Source organism: Frankia sp. AgPm24, assembly GCF_023243055.1.
Classification (GTDB): Bacteria; Actinomycetota; Actinomycetes; order Frankiales; family Frankiaceae; genus Frankia; species Frankia umida.
Genome location: NZ_JALKFW010000161.1, coordinates 1 through 19,461, shown reverse-complemented (window position 1 = coordinate 19,461; position 19,461 = coordinate 1). Strand labels below are relative to the sequence as shown.

14 protein-coding genes and 1 pseudogene are annotated in these 19,461 nt (G+C 72.6%); 5 read left to right on the top strand and 10 right to left on the bottom strand.

Going from position 1 to position 19,461, the window contains the following annotated elements:
• The first annotated feature begins 17 nt into the window (after nucleotides 1–17).
• On the top strand, nucleotides 18–1,742 hold the full coding sequence (locus MXD61_RS08770; protein ID WP_248812340.1) for a DUF4157 domain-containing protein: 1,725 nt from the start codon (nucleotides 18–20) through the stop codon (nucleotides 1,740–1,742).
• Here MXD61_RS08770 and MXD61_RS28780 read toward each other — a convergent pair.
• On the bottom strand, nucleotides 1,685–2,323 hold the full coding sequence (locus tag MXD61_RS28780; RefSeq protein ID WP_374628650.1) for a tyrosine-type recombinase/integrase: 639 nt from the start codon (nucleotides 2,321–2,323) through the stop codon (nucleotides 1,685–1,687). The genes MXD61_RS08770 and MXD61_RS28780 overlap by 58 nt on opposite strands.
• Here MXD61_RS28780 and MXD61_RS08765 point away from each other — a divergent pair.
• Nucleotides 2,316–4,319 carry an NACHT domain-containing protein gene (locus MXD61_RS08765; protein ID WP_248812339.1) on the top strand — a complete coding sequence of 668 codons (2,004 nt, stop codon included), beginning with the start codon at nucleotides 2,316–2,318 and terminating at the stop codon, nucleotides 4,317–4,319. The two genes, MXD61_RS28780 and MXD61_RS08765, sit on opposite strands and share 8 nt — an antisense overlap.
• A gap of 146 nt (nucleotides 4,320–4,465) precedes the next feature.
• Here the strand turns inward: MXD61_RS08765 and MXD61_RS08760 are convergent, their stop codons facing one another.
• Nucleotides 4,466–5,332 carry a hypothetical protein gene (locus MXD61_RS08760; protein ID WP_248812338.1) on the bottom strand — a complete coding sequence of 289 codons (867 nt, stop codon included), beginning with the start codon at nucleotides 5,330–5,332 and terminating at the stop codon, nucleotides 4,466–4,468.
• Nucleotides 5,333–5,523: 191 nt separating this feature from the next.
• Between MXD61_RS08760 and MXD61_RS08755 the strand changes: the two are divergent.
• A pseudogene (locus MXD61_RS08755) lies at nucleotides 5,524–6,190 on the top strand (IS200/IS605 family accessory protein TnpB-related protein); the annotation flags it as partial.
• A gap of 106 nt (nucleotides 6,191–6,296) precedes the next feature.
• Here the strand turns inward: MXD61_RS08755 and MXD61_RS08750 are convergent.
• A complete protein-coding gene (locus tag MXD61_RS08750) occupies nucleotides 6,297–7,142 on the bottom strand; it encodes an MOSC domain-containing protein (RefSeq protein ID WP_248812337.1) in 846 nt (281 codons plus the stop codon).
• 460 nt (nucleotides 7,143–7,602) lie between these two features.
• Between MXD61_RS08750 and MXD61_RS08745 the strand changes: the two genes are divergently transcribed.
• Both MXD61_RS08745 and MXD61_RS08740 read left to right on the top strand, forming a co-directional pair.
• Nucleotides 7,603–8,280: a hypothetical protein gene (locus MXD61_RS08745; protein WP_248812336.1), complete on the top strand. Its 678-nt coding sequence runs from the start codon at nucleotides 7,603–7,605 to the stop codon at nucleotides 8,278–8,280.
• A 45-nt stretch (nucleotides 8,281–8,325) separates the two neighbouring features.
• Nucleotides 8,326–8,610: a transcriptional regulator gene (locus MXD61_RS08740; protein ID WP_163550692.1), complete on the top strand. Its 285-nt coding sequence runs from the start codon at nucleotides 8,326–8,328 to the stop codon at nucleotides 8,608–8,610.
• Nucleotides 8,611–8,749: 139 nt separating this feature from the next.
• Here the strand turns inward: MXD61_RS08740 and MXD61_RS08735 are convergent, their stop codons facing one another.
• The 7 genes from MXD61_RS08735 to MXD61_RS08705 all read right to left on the bottom strand — a co-directional run bounded on the left by MXD61_RS08735 (nucleotide 8,750) and on the right by MXD61_RS08705 (nucleotide 19,292).
• Nucleotides 8,750–9,748: an SAM-dependent methyltransferase gene (locus tag MXD61_RS08735; protein WP_374628647.1), complete on the bottom strand. Its 999-nt coding sequence runs from the start codon at nucleotides 9,746–9,748 to the stop codon at nucleotides 8,750–8,752.
• A gap of 779 nt (nucleotides 9,749–10,527) precedes the next feature.
• Nucleotides 10,528–11,136 carry a lactate utilization protein C gene (locus MXD61_RS08730; protein ID WP_248812335.1) on the bottom strand — a complete coding sequence of 203 codons (609 nt, stop codon included), beginning with the start codon at nucleotides 11,134–11,136 and terminating at the stop codon, nucleotides 10,528–10,530.
• Nucleotides 11,133–12,575 (bottom strand): lactate utilization protein B, encoded by a 1,443-nt coding sequence (locus MXD61_RS08725; RefSeq protein ID WP_248812334.1) that lies wholly within the window; start codon nucleotides 12,573–12,575, stop codon nucleotides 11,133–11,135. The genes MXD61_RS08730 and MXD61_RS08725 overlap by 4 nt, the downstream gene beginning before the upstream one ends.
• A gap of 34 nt (nucleotides 12,576–12,609) precedes the next feature.
• Nucleotides 12,610–13,338: a (Fe-S)-binding protein gene (locus MXD61_RS08720; RefSeq protein ID WP_248812333.1), complete on the bottom strand. Its 729-nt coding sequence runs from the start codon at nucleotides 13,336–13,338 to the stop codon at nucleotides 12,610–12,612.
• Nucleotides 13,339–13,482: 144 nt separating this feature from the next.
• Nucleotides 13,483–15,129, bottom strand: coding sequence for a cobyric acid synthase (locus MXD61_RS08715; RefSeq protein WP_248812332.1), 1,647 nt, complete (start codon nucleotides 15,127–15,129; stop codon nucleotides 13,483–13,485).
• 3 nt (nucleotides 15,130–15,132) lie between these two features.
• Entirely contained in the window at nucleotides 15,133–16,320 is a 1,188-nt protein-coding gene (locus MXD61_RS08710; protein WP_248812331.1) for a cobalamin biosynthesis protein, read from the bottom strand.
• Nucleotides 16,317–19,292: an RNA helicase gene (locus tag MXD61_RS08705; RefSeq protein ID WP_248812330.1), complete on the bottom strand. Its 2,976-nt coding sequence runs from the start codon at nucleotides 19,290–19,292 to the stop codon at nucleotides 16,317–16,319. Before MXD61_RS08705 ends, MXD61_RS08710 begins: the two co-directional genes overlap by 4 nt.
• Nucleotides 19,293–19,461 lie beyond the last annotated feature (169 nt).

Below are 19,461 nucleotides of genomic sequence, written 5' to 3'. Positions count from 1 at the left end.
CTGCGGGAAGAGGCCTCATGCGCGCTCAAGGTAACGTCGGACGACCGGAGTCCGAGAGGGCCGGCCGGACACCCGGCCGCACTCCGGCGACCGTACCGGCCGGCGTTAGCGGAGCACAGCCCACGGGCCTGCTCTCTCTCCAGCGCAGCGTGGGCAACGCCGCCGTCGTCCAGATGCTCCGCCGCGCGGGCCATCCTGGCGCGCAGGCAGCCGAGCAGGAGCGGCACCAGCACGGCGCGGGATGCGGCCGCCAGCAGGCGGAGCGGCCCGCGGTGCAGTGCGCGGCCGCGCCTCAGGTGCAGCGGCGCTCCGCCGTACACGACCTGCTCCGCACCGGGGGCCGCCCGCTCGACGACTCGATCCGCAGCGATCTGGAGTCCCGGCTCGGCGCGGACTTCTCCGACGTACGCATCCACAACGACAGCGCCGCCAGGGCCTCCGCCGCGGAGATCGGCGCCCGCGCCTACACCTCGGGCAGTCATATCGTCATCGGTGACGGCGGCGCCGACAAGCACACCCTCGCCCACGAGCTCACTCACGTCATCCAACAGCGCCAGGGCCCCGTCGCGGGCACCGACAACGGGTCGGGGCTCAGGGTCTCCGACCCCTCCGACTGGTTCGAACGCGAGGCGGAGGCCAACGCCAACCGCGTCATGTCCTCGGCGGCCCCCGTTGTCCAGGAGAGCGCTACCGACGCGCCGGGCCACGGCGCCGCAGCACCCGTCGTGCAGCGCATGCCGAAAAAGGCATCCCCGGAGGCCCGCGCGAACAAGGACTTCGCGCTCGCCGTCAAGTCGCAGTTCGAGGCCAAGGGGTGGATCGCCGACGGAAGTCCGGAGGTCTGGTCCCGGATGACGTTCCACAAGATCGGCAATATGAACGCGGAGAAGGCCGCCGGTTACAAGTCCAGCACCGCCGCCTACAAGGAGACCCCGAACAACACCATGGGCCCCCGGTCCTACGAGGGCGACCGCGACAAGCAGGCGATGCGCTGGGTGTCCACCGTGGTAAAGAATTACCTCCAGATGGAGGGGGAGAATCCGATCGAGATCCAGGCGGCGGTCCACGAAGGAAAGCTGTACATAGCCGGAAACACCACGGCCGCCAACAGCTTGCTCGCCTCTCACATGCATGGCCTGAGCGGCAGCGAGTTCCTGAAGAAGGTGCTCAAGGAGTACCCGACCGACTCGGACGATCTCCTGGGCGGCAACGCCAAGGGCAGGCTCGCCCGTCACTCCGACAAGACGGACAAGCGCATCGCCAACGACAGTGCCGATGCGGCGGTCACCGCGAAGTACGCCGACGCCATCAAGGCACTCGCCGGGCCGGTGACGGTGGCGTCCGACGGCGAAGATGGGTACCACGCCGAACGCAGGATCGTCGACCACCTCACCGGCGACAAGTCGGAGAAGGTCATCCCGAACAGCCTGGCCGGGACCAAGCGACCCTGCGTCTCGTGCTACGCGAACCTGTTCATCGGCAAGGAGGCGCGGCCCGGCCCTCTGTGGGTCTCCGGGGCCGCCAACATCGGCATGCCCGGCTACTCGGCGAAGAACGCCGGACGGTTCGTCTCCCGTGTGGACGATGTGATCGGCGACACCTACGCCACTCTCCAGTGGGAGTGCGACGCTCACCACGAGATCACCATCGCCACCACGGACGGCTCACCGAAGACAACGACCGACTACGGGACGGACTCGGACAGCGACACCGACGGAAACCGCCGCCGGGCCGCCCAGTAAGTCAGCGGACGCGTCTCACCACGGCGAGTGCGCCAGATCGGCCCGCGGTCGTCGGGCAGGCCGGCGTCGTCGAGGTAGGCCGCCAGGTAGGCCAGTGCCTCGGGAGAAACTGGCACTGGTTGACGGTCTCGGGTCCCCTTAGAAACGACCCACAACCGGCCCTTCTGCCAGTCGACGTCGGTAAGCCCAACGCCCAGCAATTCGGTGGCCCGAGCCCCGGAGGACACGTAGCAGGCCAACAGTGCCCGGTCCCGGGCGTACCGCATCCGCGCGAGCAGCTCCTCCCACTGAGTATCGGGAATCGCCCGTGGCTGACGGACCGGGACCTTTGGACGCAGACGGCCCCGGCGGTGTCGGCCAGAAACCTCCAGCGGCGACCGGTGCGCGAGCGTCGCGCGGCGGGCCCGATTCTCCGGCACCGGGTTGAGCACGGGCCCGCGTCCGAAGTGCAGGTGAAAGCCGAGTAGATCGTCGCCTTGGCGCAGTGCCGCGCGGTGTCGATACCGGGTCGCGGGGCTGCGACACCTGTCCGCATACCAGCGCGAGATGGCGCAGAGTGGATGATTGCTCGCTATGGGCATCAAAAGGGGACGTAGGAAGGCGCCGCGCTCGGTGTGGTGGAGCGCCGGCGCGCTCGGCCTGATAGCCGGCGGCGTTGCCTGGGCGGCTGGGCAGGACAAGGCGGCGGCGCTTGTCGCCGGCCTGGGTGTGTTGCTACCCGTGGCCGCCTTTCTCGCGGACAAGATCGCTGCCCGCACTGGCGACCTGGACATCGCCACGGTCGCGGACCGGCTCGCCGACCTGGTGCGTGATCAGTGGGACATCGAGGCCAGGCGCCGCGGGGTCCGCGGGTCGTCCCTGGAGGTGTTCTGGCAGGAGGCCGACGCCGACCTGGTGAGTCCCTGGGCCGAGCTGCAACGGCAGGCAGCAGACGGAGGGAACGGACCGGCGTCCGCAACGCCAGGCAGCGGCCCGGGTGATCTCGCCGGCAGTGGTGCGCTGCTGGCGGCCTACGAGCGCAGCCCCTGTAAGCGCCTCGTCATGCTCGGGGAGGCTGGGGCGGGGAAGACGGTTCTGCTGGTACGTCTCGTCCTGGATGTGCTCGACCGACGCCAGCCCGGCGATCCGGTGCCGCTGCTGCTGCCGCTGGCCGCCTGGAACCCGACCGGACCGAGCCTCTACGACTGGTTGGAGTCCCAGATCCTGCGGGAGTACGCCCACCTGGCCGCGGTGGACTCCGCGACCGGCCGCACACGCGCCGGTGCACTCCTCGACGCCGGCCTGATCCTGCCCGTCCTCGACGGTCTCGACGAGATCTTCGCCGACGGCCGGGACCAGGTACTCGTCGCCCTCAACGACGGCCTGCGCGGCAACGTCGGGCTTATCGTCAGCAGCCGCCCCGGCGAGTTCCGCGCCGCCGTGCACCCCCGTCCCGACTGGCCGTCGACCCACCTTGCTGGCGCCGCCGGCATCCATCTCACACCCCTGACCGCACCGGCGATGGGCGACTACCTGCTGGCCAACGCAGGCACGCATGGATCAGTGCGGTGGGCACCCGTCCTGACCGCGCTGGCAACCCCCACCTCACCGCTCGCCCAGGCGCTCACCACCCCACTCGCGGGCAGCCTCGCCAGCGCGATCTACAACCCACGCCCGCGCGAATCCACCCTCGGCTTCCCCAACCCCACGGACCTCACCACCCTGCCCACCCCGGACGCCGTCGAACAGCACCTGTTCGCCGAGTTCATCCCCGCCGCCTACCGCCCCCACCCCGACCAGCCCACCCCCCGCTGGACCCCCCAACAGGCCGACCGGTACCTGACCTTCCTCGCCCGCCACCTCGAACACCGCCTGCACACCACCAGCCTCGCCTGGTGGGAACTGCACCGCGCAGCACCACGAGCGCTCCCGGTCCTTTTGATCGGGCTCGGGTACGGGCTTCTGCTCGGGCTCCTGTTCGAGGTCGAGCGCGGGTTCGTGGACGGACTCGCGGGCGGGCTCGCTGGCGGGCTCGTGTTCGGGCTCGGGGGCGGACTCAGGAAGGTTTCCCCCAGCCGGACAACTCTGCGGCGGCCGCAGCTGTCCGACCTCGCACCGGGATTCACGGGCGGGCTCATGTGCGGACTCATGTGCGGGCTCGCGATCGGGATCGGGGCTGGGCTCGGGGCCGGCCTCATGGGCGGGCTCATGGTCGTGCTCGGCCTCAGCACCACAGCGGATACGGGACGGGCGGCAGATCCCATGACTGTCCTGAGCCAGGATCGGACCAGGTTGCTCCTGTTCGGACTCACGGTCGGGCTGGTGGTCGGGCTCGCGTTCGGACTCGGGTTCGGCCCCACGGTCGGAGTCGTGGCCGGGCTCGTGGTCGGGCTCGCGTTCGGACTCATGAGCGGGCTCATGTCGGCGTGGGGACGACTGGGATTGGCCCGGCTGTGGCTGGCCCCACGCCGCCAGCAGCCCTTCCACCTCATCGCCTTCCTCGAAGACGCCCGCGACCGGGGCGTCCTGCGCCAGGCCGGCGCCGTCTGGGAGTTCCGCCACGCCAACCTCCAGCGTCACCTCGCCAACCGGCCCTGACCGGCGCGGCAACCAGCCCCGCTCAGGTCAACCAAGGGGCGCCTCTGCCGAACGCACCCCACCAGGCGTCATCGCCCGCAGGCGGTGGCTCGTGGGCCGAGCGGCACAGACCCTCGATGTCGTGGGCAGCCCGCGTTCGTGTCGGCTCAGATCGGGGCGGCCTCGCCGCGCAGCAGGGTGTCGGCGAGGTGGTGCAGGGCGGGGCACAGTCCGGCGGTGTCCTCGTACCAGGCCACGGCGACGAGGATGTCGGCGGCGGCCACCAGCAGCGCGTACCGCCCGGACGGGCTGTCGAGCAGGTCTGCGAACGTGGTGTGGAGCTGCGCGGCGACGGTTGGTGCGCCCAGCGCGGTGCAGTAGAGCCGGGCCGCCCCGTAGCCGGCGACGTTCACCCCCCAGTGCTCCCAGTCGAGGATCATCAGCCGGGGGATGGTGAGGTTGCCCCAGTGCAGATCCAGATGCTCGGTGCTGCCCCAGCGCGGTGCGACGCCGGCGGGTAGCGGCCGGCCGTAGACGGCGTGCAGCAAGTGCTGGTAGCGCTCGGGCCGGTTCCCCCAGATCTGTCGGGTGGTGGGCTGGCCGGCGAGTGCGCACAGCGACGCCCGCAGATCAGCCAGCCACGCCGGGGACAGGTCGATCGGGTGGGTGAGGTACTGGTCGCCGGGCGCGGCCGGCGGATCGGACACATACGTCACCAGCTCCGCGCAGACCGGGACCGGTGCCGGGTCGGGATGGGTCCACTCGGTGCTGGCCAGCAGTGCCGGTTTGCAGATCTCGACCAGCGCGCCGGCCTCCCGTGTGCCCCGCCAGGGTTCGACGTCCATCGCGTGTTCCAGGAACGGGGCCACCCGCAGCCACGCGGTCTGCCCGCGATGGTCGACCGTCCCGCCGATGACATCACCGGACGCGCTGGGCGCCGGCGACCCGCACGGCGTGACACCCAGGCGTGCGGCCCCCTCACGCCAGAGCGTCTCCATCCAGGCGGCGTCGACCCGGACCGGCACCCACTTCATTCGCCGGCCGTCCCCTTCGGGGCGCAGCTCGAGCCCTTGTTCCCGGTGTCGGACGGGGTGCACGCCGGGCTGCACGACGACGCCGGGCTGCACTTCGGGTTCGGCGTGCACGCACTCGGCACCGGCCGGTGAGGATCGTCTCCAGCGGGGTCGCGTGGACGTTGCCAGCCACGGCCCGGCGGGTGAACACACTGCCCCGGATCGGGCGGGTGAAGGCCCACGAGCCGATGGGCGCGCTCACCGGCCGGCTTGCCGACGGCCGCGCCCGGCTGCTCGGCGCCACCGTGTCCCGGACCGCCGGGCGCTGGTATGTCTCGTTCACCGTCGAGGCCGACCGCGAGATCCCCGCCCAGCCCGGTCGCGGCGGCGCGGTCGGCGTCGACCTGGGCGTGCGGCACCTTGCTGGCCTCTCGACCGGAGAACAGATTCCCAACCCGAAGCACGCTCGGCGGTCCGAGCGCCGGCTGCGGATGGCATCCCGGGCCTACGACGTGATCGTGGTCGAGGATCTCCATGTCGCCGGGATGGTCCGTAACCGGCGGCTCGCACGCGCCATCTCGGACGTCGCGATGGCTGAAGTCCGCCGGCAGCTCGACTACAAGACCCGCTGGTACGGCTCGACGCTCGTCGTCGCCAACCGCTGGTATCCGAGCTCGAAGACCTGTTCCAGCCGACCGCGACCTGAACGCCGCGGTCAACCTGTCTCACCTCGTCGCCGCCAGTACATCGGAGACGGAAAACGACCGTGGAGGCGACCAGAAGACCCCGCTCGCGGGGCAGGTGGCTGCGAAGCGGAAACCGGGCACGGCCACGGCCGGTCAGACCCGGGGTGCCCCACCGAAAGGTGAGGCGGCATGAATAGCGCCATCGAGCGCCCTCATGCAACGGGTACCACTGTTGGCGCCAGTGGCCGCGCTGGCGGCTGGCCGCTCCGGCGAGTGGGATGGTTCAGGCGGCTGATGCGTTATCGCTCGACGACCACCAGGTCGTTCTGCCGCGTGGTGCCGGCGCGAGACACGGAGAGGTAGAGGCCGAGAGTGTTCCGTCCAAAATGCTCGCGCAGGACTCCGGGCAGGTCGACGTCCCGCTCGGCATTCGTCGGGTTCACCGATGTCGCCGGACACCTCACTGTCTTCTCCAATACGCGGGCCCGCAGGTCGCCAAGCCGGATGGACCGGCCGATCCAGCCGTCCTCTTCCCACGGAGGAAACCCGCGCAGGTATATGTTCGCGCGGAATCGGAGATGGTGAACCGGCACGCCGATTCGTCGCGACACGTCGTCGATCGACGCCAGGTTGACCATCGACAATGCGTGCATGTATTCGGTGGAGTGCACCGCGGCGTCGGTAAAGCGATGACCTCCGAAGGCTCGGACCAGCTTTGGGACCTGCCTGTCCAGGCTGGCGATCCCGATGTCGGCGATAAACTTCTCCGCCGCCCGACGGCCACCGTCCGTACCGAGGTCAACAACTAGTTTCGACGCGCCGTCGCGGACTGTCAACAGTCGGGAGGCCTCATCGTAGGTGACCCGCAGGCGGGCCAGCTCACTGTCCCGCGCAAGGGTGAGGAAACGGGTCTTCGGCAGGGGTACGAGATTGTTTTCGTCGATGATGGTCTCAGGCCTTGCGAACGCCCACTCTCGATCACCGGGTAGTCCGCGGCCTGGAATGACGGTGAACTGGCCGAGTTTCTCCGGCGAGAGACCCTTGACGGGATAACGGTATAGGCGAGCGACGCTCCCGTCGGATGTGGTCGGCCGGAGAAGACCCGAGGCTGTCATCGACTGCCGCGGGCGCTGATGGCGCCACATGAGCATATCGCTGTGGGTCGCTCCGCACCGGCGGCATCGGCCCATTCCGCATCGGCCCATTCCGCGCCCGCTCTGCGAGCCCCGCGAGTCATTCCCGTCATCAGGATGCGGTACCTCCTCGTTGTCCGAACATCTTGCCATGCGGATCGAACCACCGCGGCCACCCAGCGCTGGCCTGCGGGTTGCCCAGCCCCGAAGTGGCAGGTTGCCCAGCCTGGGAGGGCGGGTTGCCCAGCCTGGGCAAGCTCCGCTTGGGCGGCCCGCCCTGGCCCGCAGGCCCGCGGCGCCACCCCCGGCCCGCGAGCAGAGCGCCCGCGCTGAGCAGCCTGCCGTACAGCGAGGTTGCCCGCCCCAAAGGCGCACGGGAAACCCCGCCGCCCGGGAGGGTAGCCGGTGCGCCAATTTCCCGTCTTCTTGGGCTGGCTGCCCGGCTTCTGGGCGGGTGCGGGGCCGTTGATCATTGGCCGCGCCGGATGCCGTCAACACCGTTGATTATCTTGATAGCCGGTTGACGGCGCTGGCTCTCACCAGGGAACTTGCCATCCTGGAAAGTTGGGCCATACTTTCCACTATGGAAAGTTCGCATGTTCCCAGTCCCGACGACGCGGCCGCGGCACTGCTGGCGGCCGAGCGTTCGCAGGCGGATCTCGTGGCGGGGCTGCGGCTCCCCCGCGGGTTCCTGCCGAGCCTCGCGGCGGCGATCGCGGTGCAGATCCTGACCGCGGCGATCGTGGTCGTGGTCAACGACGGGGTGGCCCAGAGCGCCGCCCTGCTGGGAGCCGCACTGTTCGTGCTGGTCGCGGCCGTGCAGCTGGTGCGGTTCCGGCGGGTGAACGGCGCGTGGGTCGCGGGGCTCGCCCATCAGGTGATGCTCGGCTGCACCACCTGGTCGACGCTGGCCTACGGCGGCGGTCTGGCCGGCGCGGCGTGGGCCGGATTCGCCGACCGGTGGTGGCTCGCCGTGCTCTGCGCCGCGGCCGGCGGGGCCGGTTATGCGGCGAGTGGGGCACTGTGGATCCGTCGTTACCGCGGCGACCCGCAGGGCCACACCCAGCTCACCGCCCCGTGGACGGCCGCGGCCGCCGCCCTGGTCCTGCTCATCGCCGCCGGGCTGGGCCTGCTGCTGCTGGCCGGCTGAATGTCCACGCCATCCACGCCATCCACGCCCCACGCGGCCTCCGACATGGGTCTGGACGCGCTGCTGAACGCCCCGGTGCGGCTACGGCTCGCGAGCCTGCTCGCCGCCGTGTCCGAGCTGGAGTTCGTGACGCTGCGCGAGGCTCTGGGTGTCAGCGACTCCGTCCTGTCCAAGCAGGTCACGGCGCTGACCCAGGCCGGCTACGCCCGCAGCCGCAAGGGCACCCACCAGGACCGCCGCACCACCTGGATCGCCCTGACCCGCCCGGGCCACGAAGCCCTGCGCGCCCACGTCGCCGCTCTGCGCGCCATCATCGCCGACGTCGACTGAGCCGCGCGGGCGTTGCCGCGTGGGTGTTCCCGGAGCCTTCTCCGAGTGATCGCCCGCGCGGTCACCGGCGCCGTCCGAGTTTCCGGCCGCGGCCGTTCACCGCCGCCCGGCCGGGGACCGCGCCGGCTGACGCGGCCGGTCAGCGAAAGCGGCCGACAGCGCCGTACATGTTGACCTGGCTGTCCGCCAGACCGGCGGTGGCGATACCCGAGGGGTCGTCGGCGAGGAAGTCGTCGATCTCCGCCTCGGTGAGGCCGTCCTCGTCGACACCGGTGCCCGCCACTGTCGTCGTCCTACCGGGGACGACAGCGGCGCCCGCGGCGCCCGCGGGTGCGGTGTCGGGGCGCCAGCGGTGGACGGGGACGATACCGGGATCGACCAGCTCGAGGCCGTCGAAGAAGCGGGCGAACTCGTCCCGGCGGCGCAGCTGGACGGCGATGCCACCGGCCCGGTAGGCCGCGGCCCCCTGCTCGCTGATGGCCGGGGCGAAGTCGGGGGTGCCGTGGCTGACGACGAGACAGCTGCCCGCGGGCAGGGCGTCCAGCAGTCGGCGCACGAGGGTGAACGGTTCGCCGGTCTCGGTGTCGGGCAGGAAGTGCAGGATCGCCAGCACCGACAGGGCCACCGGCTGGGACAGGTCGAGGGTGTCCCGAAGTTCGGGGGCGGCCAGGATCGCGTCGATGTCGCGCAGGTCGGCGTCCAGGTAGGCGGTGCGCCCGGCGGGGGTGCTGGTCAGCAGCGCCCGGGCGTGGGCGAGGACCAGCGGATCGTTGTCGACGTAGACGACCCGGGCGTCCGGCGTGATGGCCTGGGCGACCTCGTGCAGGTTCGGCGAGGTCGGGATGCCGGTGCCGATGTCGAGGAACTGGCGGATACCGGCCTCGGCGGCCAGGTAGCGTGCGGCGCGGACCAGGAACGCCCGGTTCGCCCGGATCGCCCGGGCGATGTCGGGGGCGCCGGCCATCGCTCGCTGGCCGGCCTCCCGGTCGGCGGGGAAGTTGTCCTTACCGCCGAGGAAGTAGTCGTACATCCGCGCCGTGTGCGGCTGGTCGGTCTTCAGATCCACTGGTTTCCGCTCCCCCGCGCCCGGGCGAACCCACGCCATCCGCCCACCGGCACCCACACCACCGTCAGCCATCGCCGCCCCTCACCTCGCTCGCTGCCCGCGGTGCACGACCACCCGCGACGCTGTGCGGACGGACCGCTGCCGGGACGCATCTCGTAGACCGAAGACGAACAACTCGTTCGCTTAAGGCAACCGTACCGGTTCGGTACCCATCGCATCGAGGTGCCCTCCCTGCCCGCCCCTGTGCGCATCAGCAGTGCGACGGTGTCCGGGATGTCCAGCGCCATCTGCTCTGCTGCCACGTGCTCATGCGGGACGGCCGGAGCTCGTCAACGGCGTTGATTATCTTGGTTGCGCTCCAGGTGAGCCCGACGTCGTGAGCGTGCACCCACACCTGAGGTGGTTGGCGAACCGTTCGACGGCTTCGCGATGCCCGCGCCGTTCATGACCTGGCGTGCCACGCCGACCCGCCCCCACACGACCGACACCATCGCCCTCCAACCTCCGGCGTTCCGACCTCCGCCCCCGGTCGCGGCTACCCGGCGTGACCAACCTGCCGGGGGTCGCGGGTGTGCAGGGTGCACAGAGGTCGCTGGTGGGGTGTTCGTGTCCGTTTTGCCCCCCACGGCGACCCGCGTAGGTGGATCTTGGCTTGGGGCTGGTGGCAGGGCGTGGCGGAGGCGGGGGTTGGTTGCCGTGCGTGGCGGGTGCGGGGTGTTGTGGTTGCGGAGAGTGGACGGGCGACCGGGGGTGTCCCGGTGCGGGAGGGCTGGCGTGGTCGGGGCACGATCCGTGGCCGGGAAGGGATATCTCGTGGACGGCGAGGGTGGTCGAAGATCTGCGGGAGCGGGCTACGTCACGATGATCACGATGAGGGTGCGGGGGCCGTGGACGCCCTCGACGCGGCGCAGTTCGATGTCGCTGGTGGCGGACGGGCCGCTGATCCAGGTCAGGGGGCGGCCGGCGCGCACGGACGGGGCGAGTACGGCCAGGGCGTCGGGGACGTCGGCGACGATCTGGTCGGCCCGCACGACGCAGACATGGCGGTCGGGGACCAGGGTGAGGGCGCGGCGGCCCTGGCCGGGGCCGTGGTCGAGCACGAGGGTGCCGGTCTCGGCGATGGCGACCCGGGCCTCGGTGACGACGGCGTCGATCCGGTCGAGGTCGGCGGCGGTGCGCGCACCGTCGTCCACCAGGGCGTCCGGGATGGGGAGGGGGAGGTCCGCCGGCACGATGACGGACGCGCCCGGCACCAGTGCGGCGGTGACGGTCCGCGCCAGGTCGGCCGGGGCGCACCGGGTCACGGTGGCTCGGTAGTCGGCGACCCGTTCGGCGAACAGGCCGACCACATCGCCCACCGTGTGTCGCCGCGCGGCCGGCCGCGGAGCCACCGAGGCGGACGGGGAGACGTCGGACAGGGCCGCTCGGATGTCGGCGAGGATCTGGTCGCGGGCGCTCATCGGATGCCTCCGTCGGTGCGTTTCCACCACTGGCGGAAGGTTTCCCGCGGGGCGGGTGGGAGGTCGCGGGTCGAGGTCCAGGCGGCGGCGCCGACGCGGCGGGCGAGCCAGAGGCCCAGGCGGGTGAACCGTTCGCCGCCGGCGAGGCGCCGGGCGTCGCCCAGGCCCACGGCGGCGGCCTTCATCGCGACCGCCTCGGGGGTGGGCAGGCCACCGCGGTGCGCGTCGACGACCTTCGCCCGCTGGTCGACCAGGATGGCGGGGATGTCGATGCGGACCGGGCACGCTTCGAAGCACGCGCCGCACAGGGTGGAGGCGTAGGGCAGCGCGTCGATCTGCGCGCTGTGGCCGACGCCGCGCAGCAGCGGGTTGAGGATCGCGCCGATCGGGCCGGGGTAGACCGAGCCGTAGGCGTGGCCGCCGGTGCGCTCGTAGACCGGGCACACGTTCAGGCACGCCGAGCAGCGGATGCAGCGCAGCGCCTGGCGTCCGGTCTCGTCGGCCAGGGCGCGGGTGCGGCCGTTGTCGAGCAGGATGACGTGCACCTGCTGGGGGCCGTCGTCGGGGGTCACCCCGGTCCACATGGAGGTGTATGGGTTCATCCGTTCCCCGGTGGACGACCGGGGCAGCAGGCGCAGCAGCGGGTCGAGGTCGTCCCAGGTGGCGACGACCTTCTCGATGCCGACCACGGAGATCAGCATCTCGGGCAGGGTCAGGCACATCCGGCCGTTGCCCTCGGATTCGACGACGACCAGGGTGCCGGTCTCGGCGACGGCGAAGTTGGCGCCGGAGACACCGACCTTCGCGCGCAGGAACTTCTCCCGCAGATGGTCGCGGGCGGCGGCGGCGAGCACGGCGGGGGTGTCGGTGAGGTCGGCGGGGGCGGGGCGGCCGGCCGCACCCATGGCCCGCAGGAAGATCTCGCGGATCTCGGCGCGGTTGCGGTGGATCGCCGGGACCAGGATGTGCGAGGGCAGGTCGTCGCCGAGTTGCACGATCAGTTCGGCGAGGTCGGTCTCCCAGGCGGCGATGCCCTCGGCGGCCAGCGCCTCGTTCAGGCCGATCTCCTGGGTCACCATCGACTTGACCTTGATCACCTCGTCGGCGCCGTGCGCCCTGACCAGCCCGGCCACGATCGCGTTCGCCTGCGCGGCGTCCCGTGCCCAGTGGACGGTGGCGCCGTTGGCCGTGAGTGTCTCCTCCAGCCGCAGCAGCTGGCGGTCCAGGGAACGCAGGGCGGTGTCCTTCGCGTCGGCGCCGGCGACCCGCAGTGCCTCCCAGCCGCCGTCCACGCTGGCGTCGACCTCGGCGACGAGCGCGGCGCGTCGGTCCCGGATCGTGCTGGTGGCGTGGGCCAGGTTGCGTCGCAGCTGGGCGTCGGCGAGTTTCTCCCGGGCGGCGGCCGGGAACGGCGGCATCCCGACGAAGGTCGCGCTCATCCGGTCACCGCGAGGATCCCGCGGACGGTGGCGCTCATGCGGTGGCCGCCAGCACCTCGGCGAGATGGACGGTGCGCACCCCGGCCCGCTGGCGTGAGAGCAGCCCGCCGATGTGGGCCAGGCAGGAGTTGTCCCCGGCCACGAGCACCTCGGCGCCGGTGTTGCGGACCTGGCGGGCCTTGTCGGTGCCGATCGCGATGGACGTGTCGGCGTTCTTGACCGCGAACGTCCCGCCGAAACCGCAGCATTCGTGCGCGCCGGGCAGCTCGAGCAGGGTCAGGCCGCGGACCTGTTCCAACAGCCGGCGCGGACGGTCGCCGACCCCCAGCATCCGCAGCGAATGGCAGGTCGGATGGTAGGTCACCGTGTGCGGGTAGTAGGCGCCGACATCGGTGACGCCCAGCTGGTCGACGAGGAACTCCGACAGTTCGTGGACCCGCGGCGCCACCGCGTCGACCGCGGCGCGCAGCCCCGGATCACCGGCCCGGCGGGCGACGATCGCATGCTGGTGGCGGGCACAGCCGGCGCAGGACGCCGACGGGGTGACCACCGCGTCGTAGCCGGCGAACGCCCGGGCGAAGGTACGCACCACCGGCACGGCCTCGTCGAGATAGCCGGTGTTGACCATCGGCTGGGCGCAGCAGGTCTGCCCCGCCGGAAACTCCACGTCGACCCCGAGGCGGCGCAGCAGGGTGACGACCGCCTGCCCCGTCCGGGGATACAGCGCATCGTTGATGCAGGTGATCATCAGTGCGACCCGCATACCCGCGCTCCTGTCCTCCGGCCGGTCGGCAACACCGGGTGCTCTGCCGGATTCTGCCCGCTCACCGGGCCCGGCAGGTGCCGTTTCGGCGCTCTCCCCGCGCCGCGGCCCGCGGAACGGGTGAGCCGGGTGAGCCGGGTGAGCTCAGCGGGGCGGCGCGGCGGTGGGGGGTGCGGGGGTGGGGGGTGCGCCGGGTGGGACGAAGGGGAGGCCGGGGGGTGGGCCGTCGTCGAGCAGGCGGCGTAGGGCGGCGGTGTCGAGGTGGTCGGCGACCAGGTCGCCGAGGGCGTCCAGGCGGCGGGCGCGGACGGCGGCGAAACTGACGGTGCCCGGGACGAACGCGCGGCCGGCGTCGGTCGCGACGCCGCGCAGGTAGGCGCGGCGGAACCCGTCGTTCTCGAGCAGACCGTGCCAGCTGGTGCCGGCGACGGCGCCGACGCGCACCCCGTCGGCGGCGAACGTGGTGGCGCCGGGATGCTCGGCGCGGGTGAGCCGGCCGTGGCGGATCTCGTACCCGCTGATCGGATGGCTGGCCGGGCCCGTCGACCCGGGGGCGTCCTCCGTATCGGTGCCACCGACGACGCCACCGACGCCACCGACGCCGCCGAGGGCGGTGCGGCGGCCGAGGAGTTTGGCGGGTTCGAAGACGGTGGTGACCGGTAGCAGGCCGAGGCCGTCCACCTCGCCGGCACCGGACTCGACGTCGTCGACGATGCGGGTGCCAAGCATCTGGTAGCCGCCGCAGACGCCGAGCACCGGGCGGCCGGCGGCGGCGCGGGCGCGCAGGACGTCGGCGAGGCCGCGTCGGCGCAGCCAGGCGAGGTCGGCGACGGTGGAGCGGGTGCCGGGCAGGATGACGAGGTCGGCGTCGGCCAGGTCGTCCGGGCGGGTGGCCAGGCGCACGACGACCCCGGGTTCGGCGCGCAGCGCGTCGACGTCGGTCACGTTGGACAGCCGCGGCAGCCGGATCACCGCCACCCGCAGCGTCTCCCGCCCGCGCCGCGCCTGGCCGCCGTCAAGGTCGCCGTCGGGTTCGTCGTCGGGGTCGTCGGGGTAGGCGGCGAGGTCGAGGGAGTCCTCGACGTCGAGCCACAGCCCCGAGCGGAACGGGACGACGCCGTGCACCGGGCGGCCGGTGAGCGCCTCGATCTGGCGCAGGCCGGGTTCCAGCAGCCGCGGATCACCCCGGAACCGGTTGATCACGAAGCCGCTGATGAGGGCCTGGTCGGCCCGGTCGAGCAGGGCGAGCGTGCCGAACAGGGCGGCGAACACCCCGCCCTTGTCGATGTCGCCGACCACGATGACCGGCAGGTTCGCCGCGCGGGCCAGGCCCATGTTGGCGATGTCGGTGTCACGCAGGTTGATCTCGGCGGGGCTGCCGGCGCCCTCGCAGATGACCGCGTCGAAGCGGGAACGCAGATCGTCCAGGCAGTCGGCGACGATACCGGCCAGGCGCGCCTTGTGCGGACGGTAGCCGAGCGCGTCCACCTCGGCGACGGGTTGGCCGAGCACGACGAGCTGGCTGTGCCGGTCCCCGCCCGGTTTGAGCAGCACCGGGTTCATCGCCGCCTCCGGTTCGACCCCGGCCGCGGCGGCCTGCATCGCCTGCGCCCGGCCGATCTCCGCGCCGTCGGCGGTCACCGTCGAGTTCAACGCCATGTTCTGCGCCTTGAACGGTGCGACCCGCACCCCCTCGCGGGCCAGCCACCGGCAGATCCCCGCGGTCAGCACACTCTTGCCCGCATCCGACGCGGTCCCCGCGACCAGCAGTCCCCCGCCTTTGGACGCCACCGGTCATCCCCTCCCGTGCTGTGCCTGCGGTACCTGCCGTGTGTGCCGTGTGTGCCGTGGACGTCGGGGCTGTCGGGACCGTCGAAGGGTTCGGGAGGTCACGAGGGCCCGCAGGGTGGACGCGGCGGCGGCGGCGAGCACCGTCACGGCGAGGCTCACCGCACCGGTCGCGGCGGACAGCCGGGCCGCGGCGGCGATGTCGGTTCCGGTGGGTGCGCGGCCAAAACCCAGCTGCGGACGGTGTTCGACCCGGTAGGGGTAGCGCAGTTCACCGCCGAGGCGCAGGCCGAGCGCACCGGCGAACGCCGCCTCGACGGGGCCCGCGTTGGGGCTGGGATGGGAGCGTCCGTCCCGGCGCAGCACCCAGTAGGCGTCCACCGGGTTCCCGCCGACCAGCGGTGCGCACACGCAGGCCGCGAACGCGCCGATCCGCGCCGGGATGAGGTTGGCCAGGTCGTCCAGGCGGGCCGCGCAGGAGCCGAACCGTTCGTAGCGGGGACTGTGATGGCCGATCATCGCGTCGAGGGTGTTCACCGCCCGGTAGGCGGCCAGCCCCGGCAGGCCCGCGACCGCCCCCCACCACAGCGGTGCGACGACCGCGTCGCAGGTGTTCTCGGCGATCGACTCGATCGCCCCGCGGGCCAGCGCCGACTCGTCCAGGTTCGCCGGGTCGCGTCCGCACAGGGTCGGCAGCAGCGTGCGCGCACCCGCCAGATCCCCGTCGGCCAGCGCCGTCCCGATCCGCCGCCCGGCCCGGCGCAGCGACGTCCCGCCCAGCACCACCCAGCCCAACCCGGCCGTGGCCAGCAGCAACGGCACCGCGGACGGCCTCCCCACCCGCGCGGCGATCGCGGCCCCGCCCGCCGGGCCGCGATCAGGGCCGCGATCGGGGCCGGGGCCGGACGGGTGGGTCAGGCGCCGGGCGAGCCGACGGTCGGTGACGGCGGCGGGGAGGGTGACGGCGGCGATGAGCAGGGCGGTGTGCAGGGTTCCGGCGAGACGGCTGTCGCGGTAGGACGTCGCCTCGACGCGGGCGGCGACCCCGCCGAAGCCGGCGACGGGATGGTGGCGCGCCGGGTCGGCGAGCAGCGCGTCCAGGATCGCGGCGAGCACCAGACCCCCGAGGCGGGCACGCGCCGAACACAGGGCGGCCGGCGGGAAGACGGCGGGCGCGGGGGGTGGGCTGCTCAACTTGCCATGGCGTAGGCGACGACGCCGCGGCGCAGGGCGTCCATGGCGGTGCGGGCGGTGCGGCGGACCCGGGCGTCCTCGGGGGCGATCTTGGAGATCTGGTCGAGGAGGTCGAGCAGTTGGCGCATCCAGCGGACGAAGTCGCCGGCGGTGAGGTCGACCGCGCTGCTGGTCAGGACCCGCTCCAACGGACGTCCGCGGGCCCAGTCGTGGGCGGTGACGGCGAAGCCGAGTTCGAGGGGACGCAGGAACTGCAGGCGGTGACGGGCCTCGGTGGCACCGAGACGGTCCGCGAGGCGGGCCATCCGCTCCAGGCAGTCGGCCAGCACCGCGCCGCCGGGCAGGGCGAGCGCGGCCAGGTCCTCACCGCGTGGTTCGAACACCAGCGTGGACACGGCGGCGGCGAGCGCGGGGGCGTCGAGGTCCTCCCACAGCCCGGCCCGGACGCATTCGGCGACGAGCAGGTCCTGCTCGCAGTAGACGCGGGCGAGCAGCCGGCCGGAGTCGGTGACGGCGTCACCGTCGAGGTAACCGAGTTCGGTGAGCGCGGCGCGGACCCGGTCGAAGGTCTTCGCGACGGTGTTGGTGCGCCCCTCGACGGAGCGGGAGATACCGGCGGTCTCCTTCTCCAGTTTGCTGGCCCGCTCACCGGAACGCAGATGTTCCTCCCGGCGTGGGCACTCGTGCACCGGATGGGCGCGCAGGGCGCGGCGCAGCCGGGACAGTTCGGCGTCGTCGGCGGCGGCGGCGCGGATCTTCGCCCGGCGGCCGGGCGCGGCACCCTCGTCGGCGTCCAGCCCGGTGGCGCGCAGCGAGGAGGCGAGGTCGCGACGCGACTGCGCCGAACGCGGGTTGAACGAACGCGGCACCCGAACCCGACCCAGGGGTTCGACGGCGTTCGGGAAGTCCGTCAGCGACAGCCGGCGGACCTGCCGGTCGGCGGTGAGCACGACCGGGCGTGGTCCTTCGGGCGCCGAGGCCGAGGAGCTGTCCGCGTCGAGGACGACGGCCAGGCCGCTGCGTCGACCGGCGGGCACGAGCACCACGTCACCGGTGCGCAGCCGGGCGAGCGCGGCCACCGTGTCGGCGCGTCGGCGCGCGCTGCCCTCCCGCGACAGGGCCGTCTCCCGGGCTTTGATGTCGCGGCGCAGCTGGTCGTATTCGGCGGCGTCGCCACGGTCGCAGGACAGCGCGGCGCGTAGTTCGGCGACGGCCTCGAGGTTGCGGGTGACGGTGCGGGCGAGACCGACGACGTCCCGGTCGGCCTGGAACTGGGCGAACGAGCTTTCCAGCACGGCGCGGGCCCGGTCGCGCCCGAGGCGTCCGACGAGGTTGACGGCCATGTTGTAGGACGGCCGAAACGACGAGCGCAGCGGGTAGGTGCGGGTCGAGGCGAGCCCGGCCAGCGCCAGCGGGTCGAGCCCCGACTGCCACAGGACGACGGCGTGGCCCTCGACGTCGATGCCGCGGCGCCCGGCCCGGCCGGTGAGCTGGGTGTACTCGCCGGCGGTGATGTCGACGCGGCTCTCCCCGTTGAACTTCGTCAGCCGTTCCAGGACGACGGTGCGGGCCGGCATGTTGATGCCGAGGGCGAGGGTCTCGGTGGCGAACACGACGCGGACCAGGCCCGCGACGAACAGCTCCTCGACGATCTCCTTGAAGGTGGGCAGCATGCCGGCGTGGTGGGCGGCGATGCCGCGTTCGAGGCCTTCCAGCCACGGCCAGAAGCCGAGCACACCGCGGTCGGCGTCGGGGATACCGGCGGTGCGCTCGCGCACGATCGTGCGGATGCGCTGCTGTTCGGCCGGTCCGACCAGGCGCATCCCCGTGCGCACGCAGGCGGTGACGGCGCTGTCGCAGCCGACCCGGCTGAACACGAACACGATCGCCGGCAACAGCCCGTCGCGGTCCAGGCGTTCCACCACCTCGGGACGCCCCGGTGACCGCGCCGTGCGCCGCCGCGCCGCTCCCGCTCCCGGGCCGGCCCCCCGGCTGCGGCCCGCGCCCGCGGGGTAGCCGCCGGCCAGCATCCGGCTCTCGTCGCGGGCCAGCCGCACCAGGTCCGGGTTGACCACACGCCCCCCGGTCAGCGCCGCACTCCCCCGCGCACCGTTGCTCCGACGATCCGCCCGGTTCCGCTGACCGCCCCGTTCCTGCTGGCCCACGCTGCCCTGCTGACCCGCGCGGCCTGGCCGGATCGAACCGTCACCTGCCGTCCCCGCCAGGGACACCCGGGCCTGGACACCGCCACCGGCGTCGGCGAGGTTGTGCTCGGAGGCGGCGCGGGCCAGCGCGGCGGCGGCGCCGTCGGGACGGCCCGTCGCATCCTCGAGGAAGAGATCATGCAGGGTGCGTTCGGCGAGCACATGCTGCCACAACGGAACGGGCCGATGATCGCTGACGACCACCCGCGTATGCCCCCGCACGGTGATCAGCCACTCGCCGAACTCCTCGGCGTTGCTCACCGTCGCCGACAACGACACCAGCCGGACGTGCGCCGGCAGGTGGATGATGACTTCCTCCCACACCGCCCCGCGCTGCCGGTCGGCCAGGTAGTGCACCTCGTCCATGACCACATAACCGAGGTCGGCGAGGTCGCTGCCGTCGGCGGGGCCGGCGTAGAGCATGTTGCGCAGCACCTCGGTGGTCATCACCACGATCGGCGCCGAGCCGTTGCGGACGGTGTCGCCGGTGAGCAGGCCAACGGCGCCCGCACCGTAGCGGGCGGCCAGGTCGGCGTACTTCTGGTTCGACAGCGCCTTGATCGGCGTCGTGTAGAAACAGCGGGTGCCGCCGCGCAGCGCCAGATGGGCGGCGAACTCGCCGACGACCGTCTTGCCGGCACCGGTGGGTGCGGCGACGAGCACACTGTCGCCGGCGACCAACGCCACCAGCGCCTCATGCTGGAACGGGTCAAGCCCGAACGCGAGGCTGGCGGCGAATTCCTCGAGAGCCTCGGGCGCCGGGGACACGTCACTCACCCTACGCCGACACGCCGACAGTCCGGCGTGTCGGCCGGGGCGGCGCGCAGGGGTTGTCGCCGGCGTCGCCGCCGCACGTCCCCCCGCCCCCCCCCCCGGGGGCCGCGCCCAGACCGGCCCCGCCCGGGGCCCCACCCCCATCGCTGGTCGACCCCCCCCC

Coding starts and splice junctions, on each gene's coding strand:
- MXD61_RS08750 (WP_248812337.1), bottom strand. CDS start 7,142: ATGTGGCGCCATCAGCGCCCGCGGCAGTCGATGACAGCCTCGGGTCTT.
- MXD61_RS08730 (WP_248812335.1), bottom strand. CDS start 11,136: ATGAGCGCCCGCGACCAGATCCTCGCCGACATCCGAGCGGCCCTGTCC.
- MXD61_RS08725 (WP_248812334.1), bottom strand. CDS start 12,575: ATGAGCGCGACCTTCGTCGGGATGCCGCCGTTCCCGGCCGCCGCCCGG.
- MXD61_RS28780 (WP_374628650.1), bottom strand. CDS start 2,323: ATGCCCATAGCGAGCAATCATCCACTCTGCGCCATCTCGCGCTGGTAT.
- MXD61_RS08760 (WP_248812338.1), bottom strand. CDS start 5,332: ATGAAGTGGGTGCCGGTCCGGGTCGACGCCGCCTGGATGGAGACGCTC.
- MXD61_RS08765 (WP_248812339.1), top strand. CDS start 2,316: ATGGGCATCAAAAGGGGACGTAGGAAGGCGCCGCGCTCGGTGTGGTGG.
- MXD61_RS08740 (WP_163550692.1), top strand. CDS start 8,326: ATGGGTCTGGACGCGCTGCTGAACGCCCCGGTGCGGCTACGGCTCGCG.
- MXD61_RS08735 (WP_374628647.1), bottom strand. CDS start 9,748: ATGGCTGACGGTGGTGTGGGTGCCGGTGGGCGGATGGCGTGGGTTCGC.
- MXD61_RS08770 (WP_248812340.1), top strand. CDS start 18: ATGCGCGCTCAAGGTAACGTCGGACGACCGGAGTCCGAGAGGGCCGGC.
- MXD61_RS08720 (WP_248812333.1), bottom strand. CDS start 13,338: ATGCGGGTCGCACTGATGATCACCTGCATCAACGATGCGCTGTATCCC.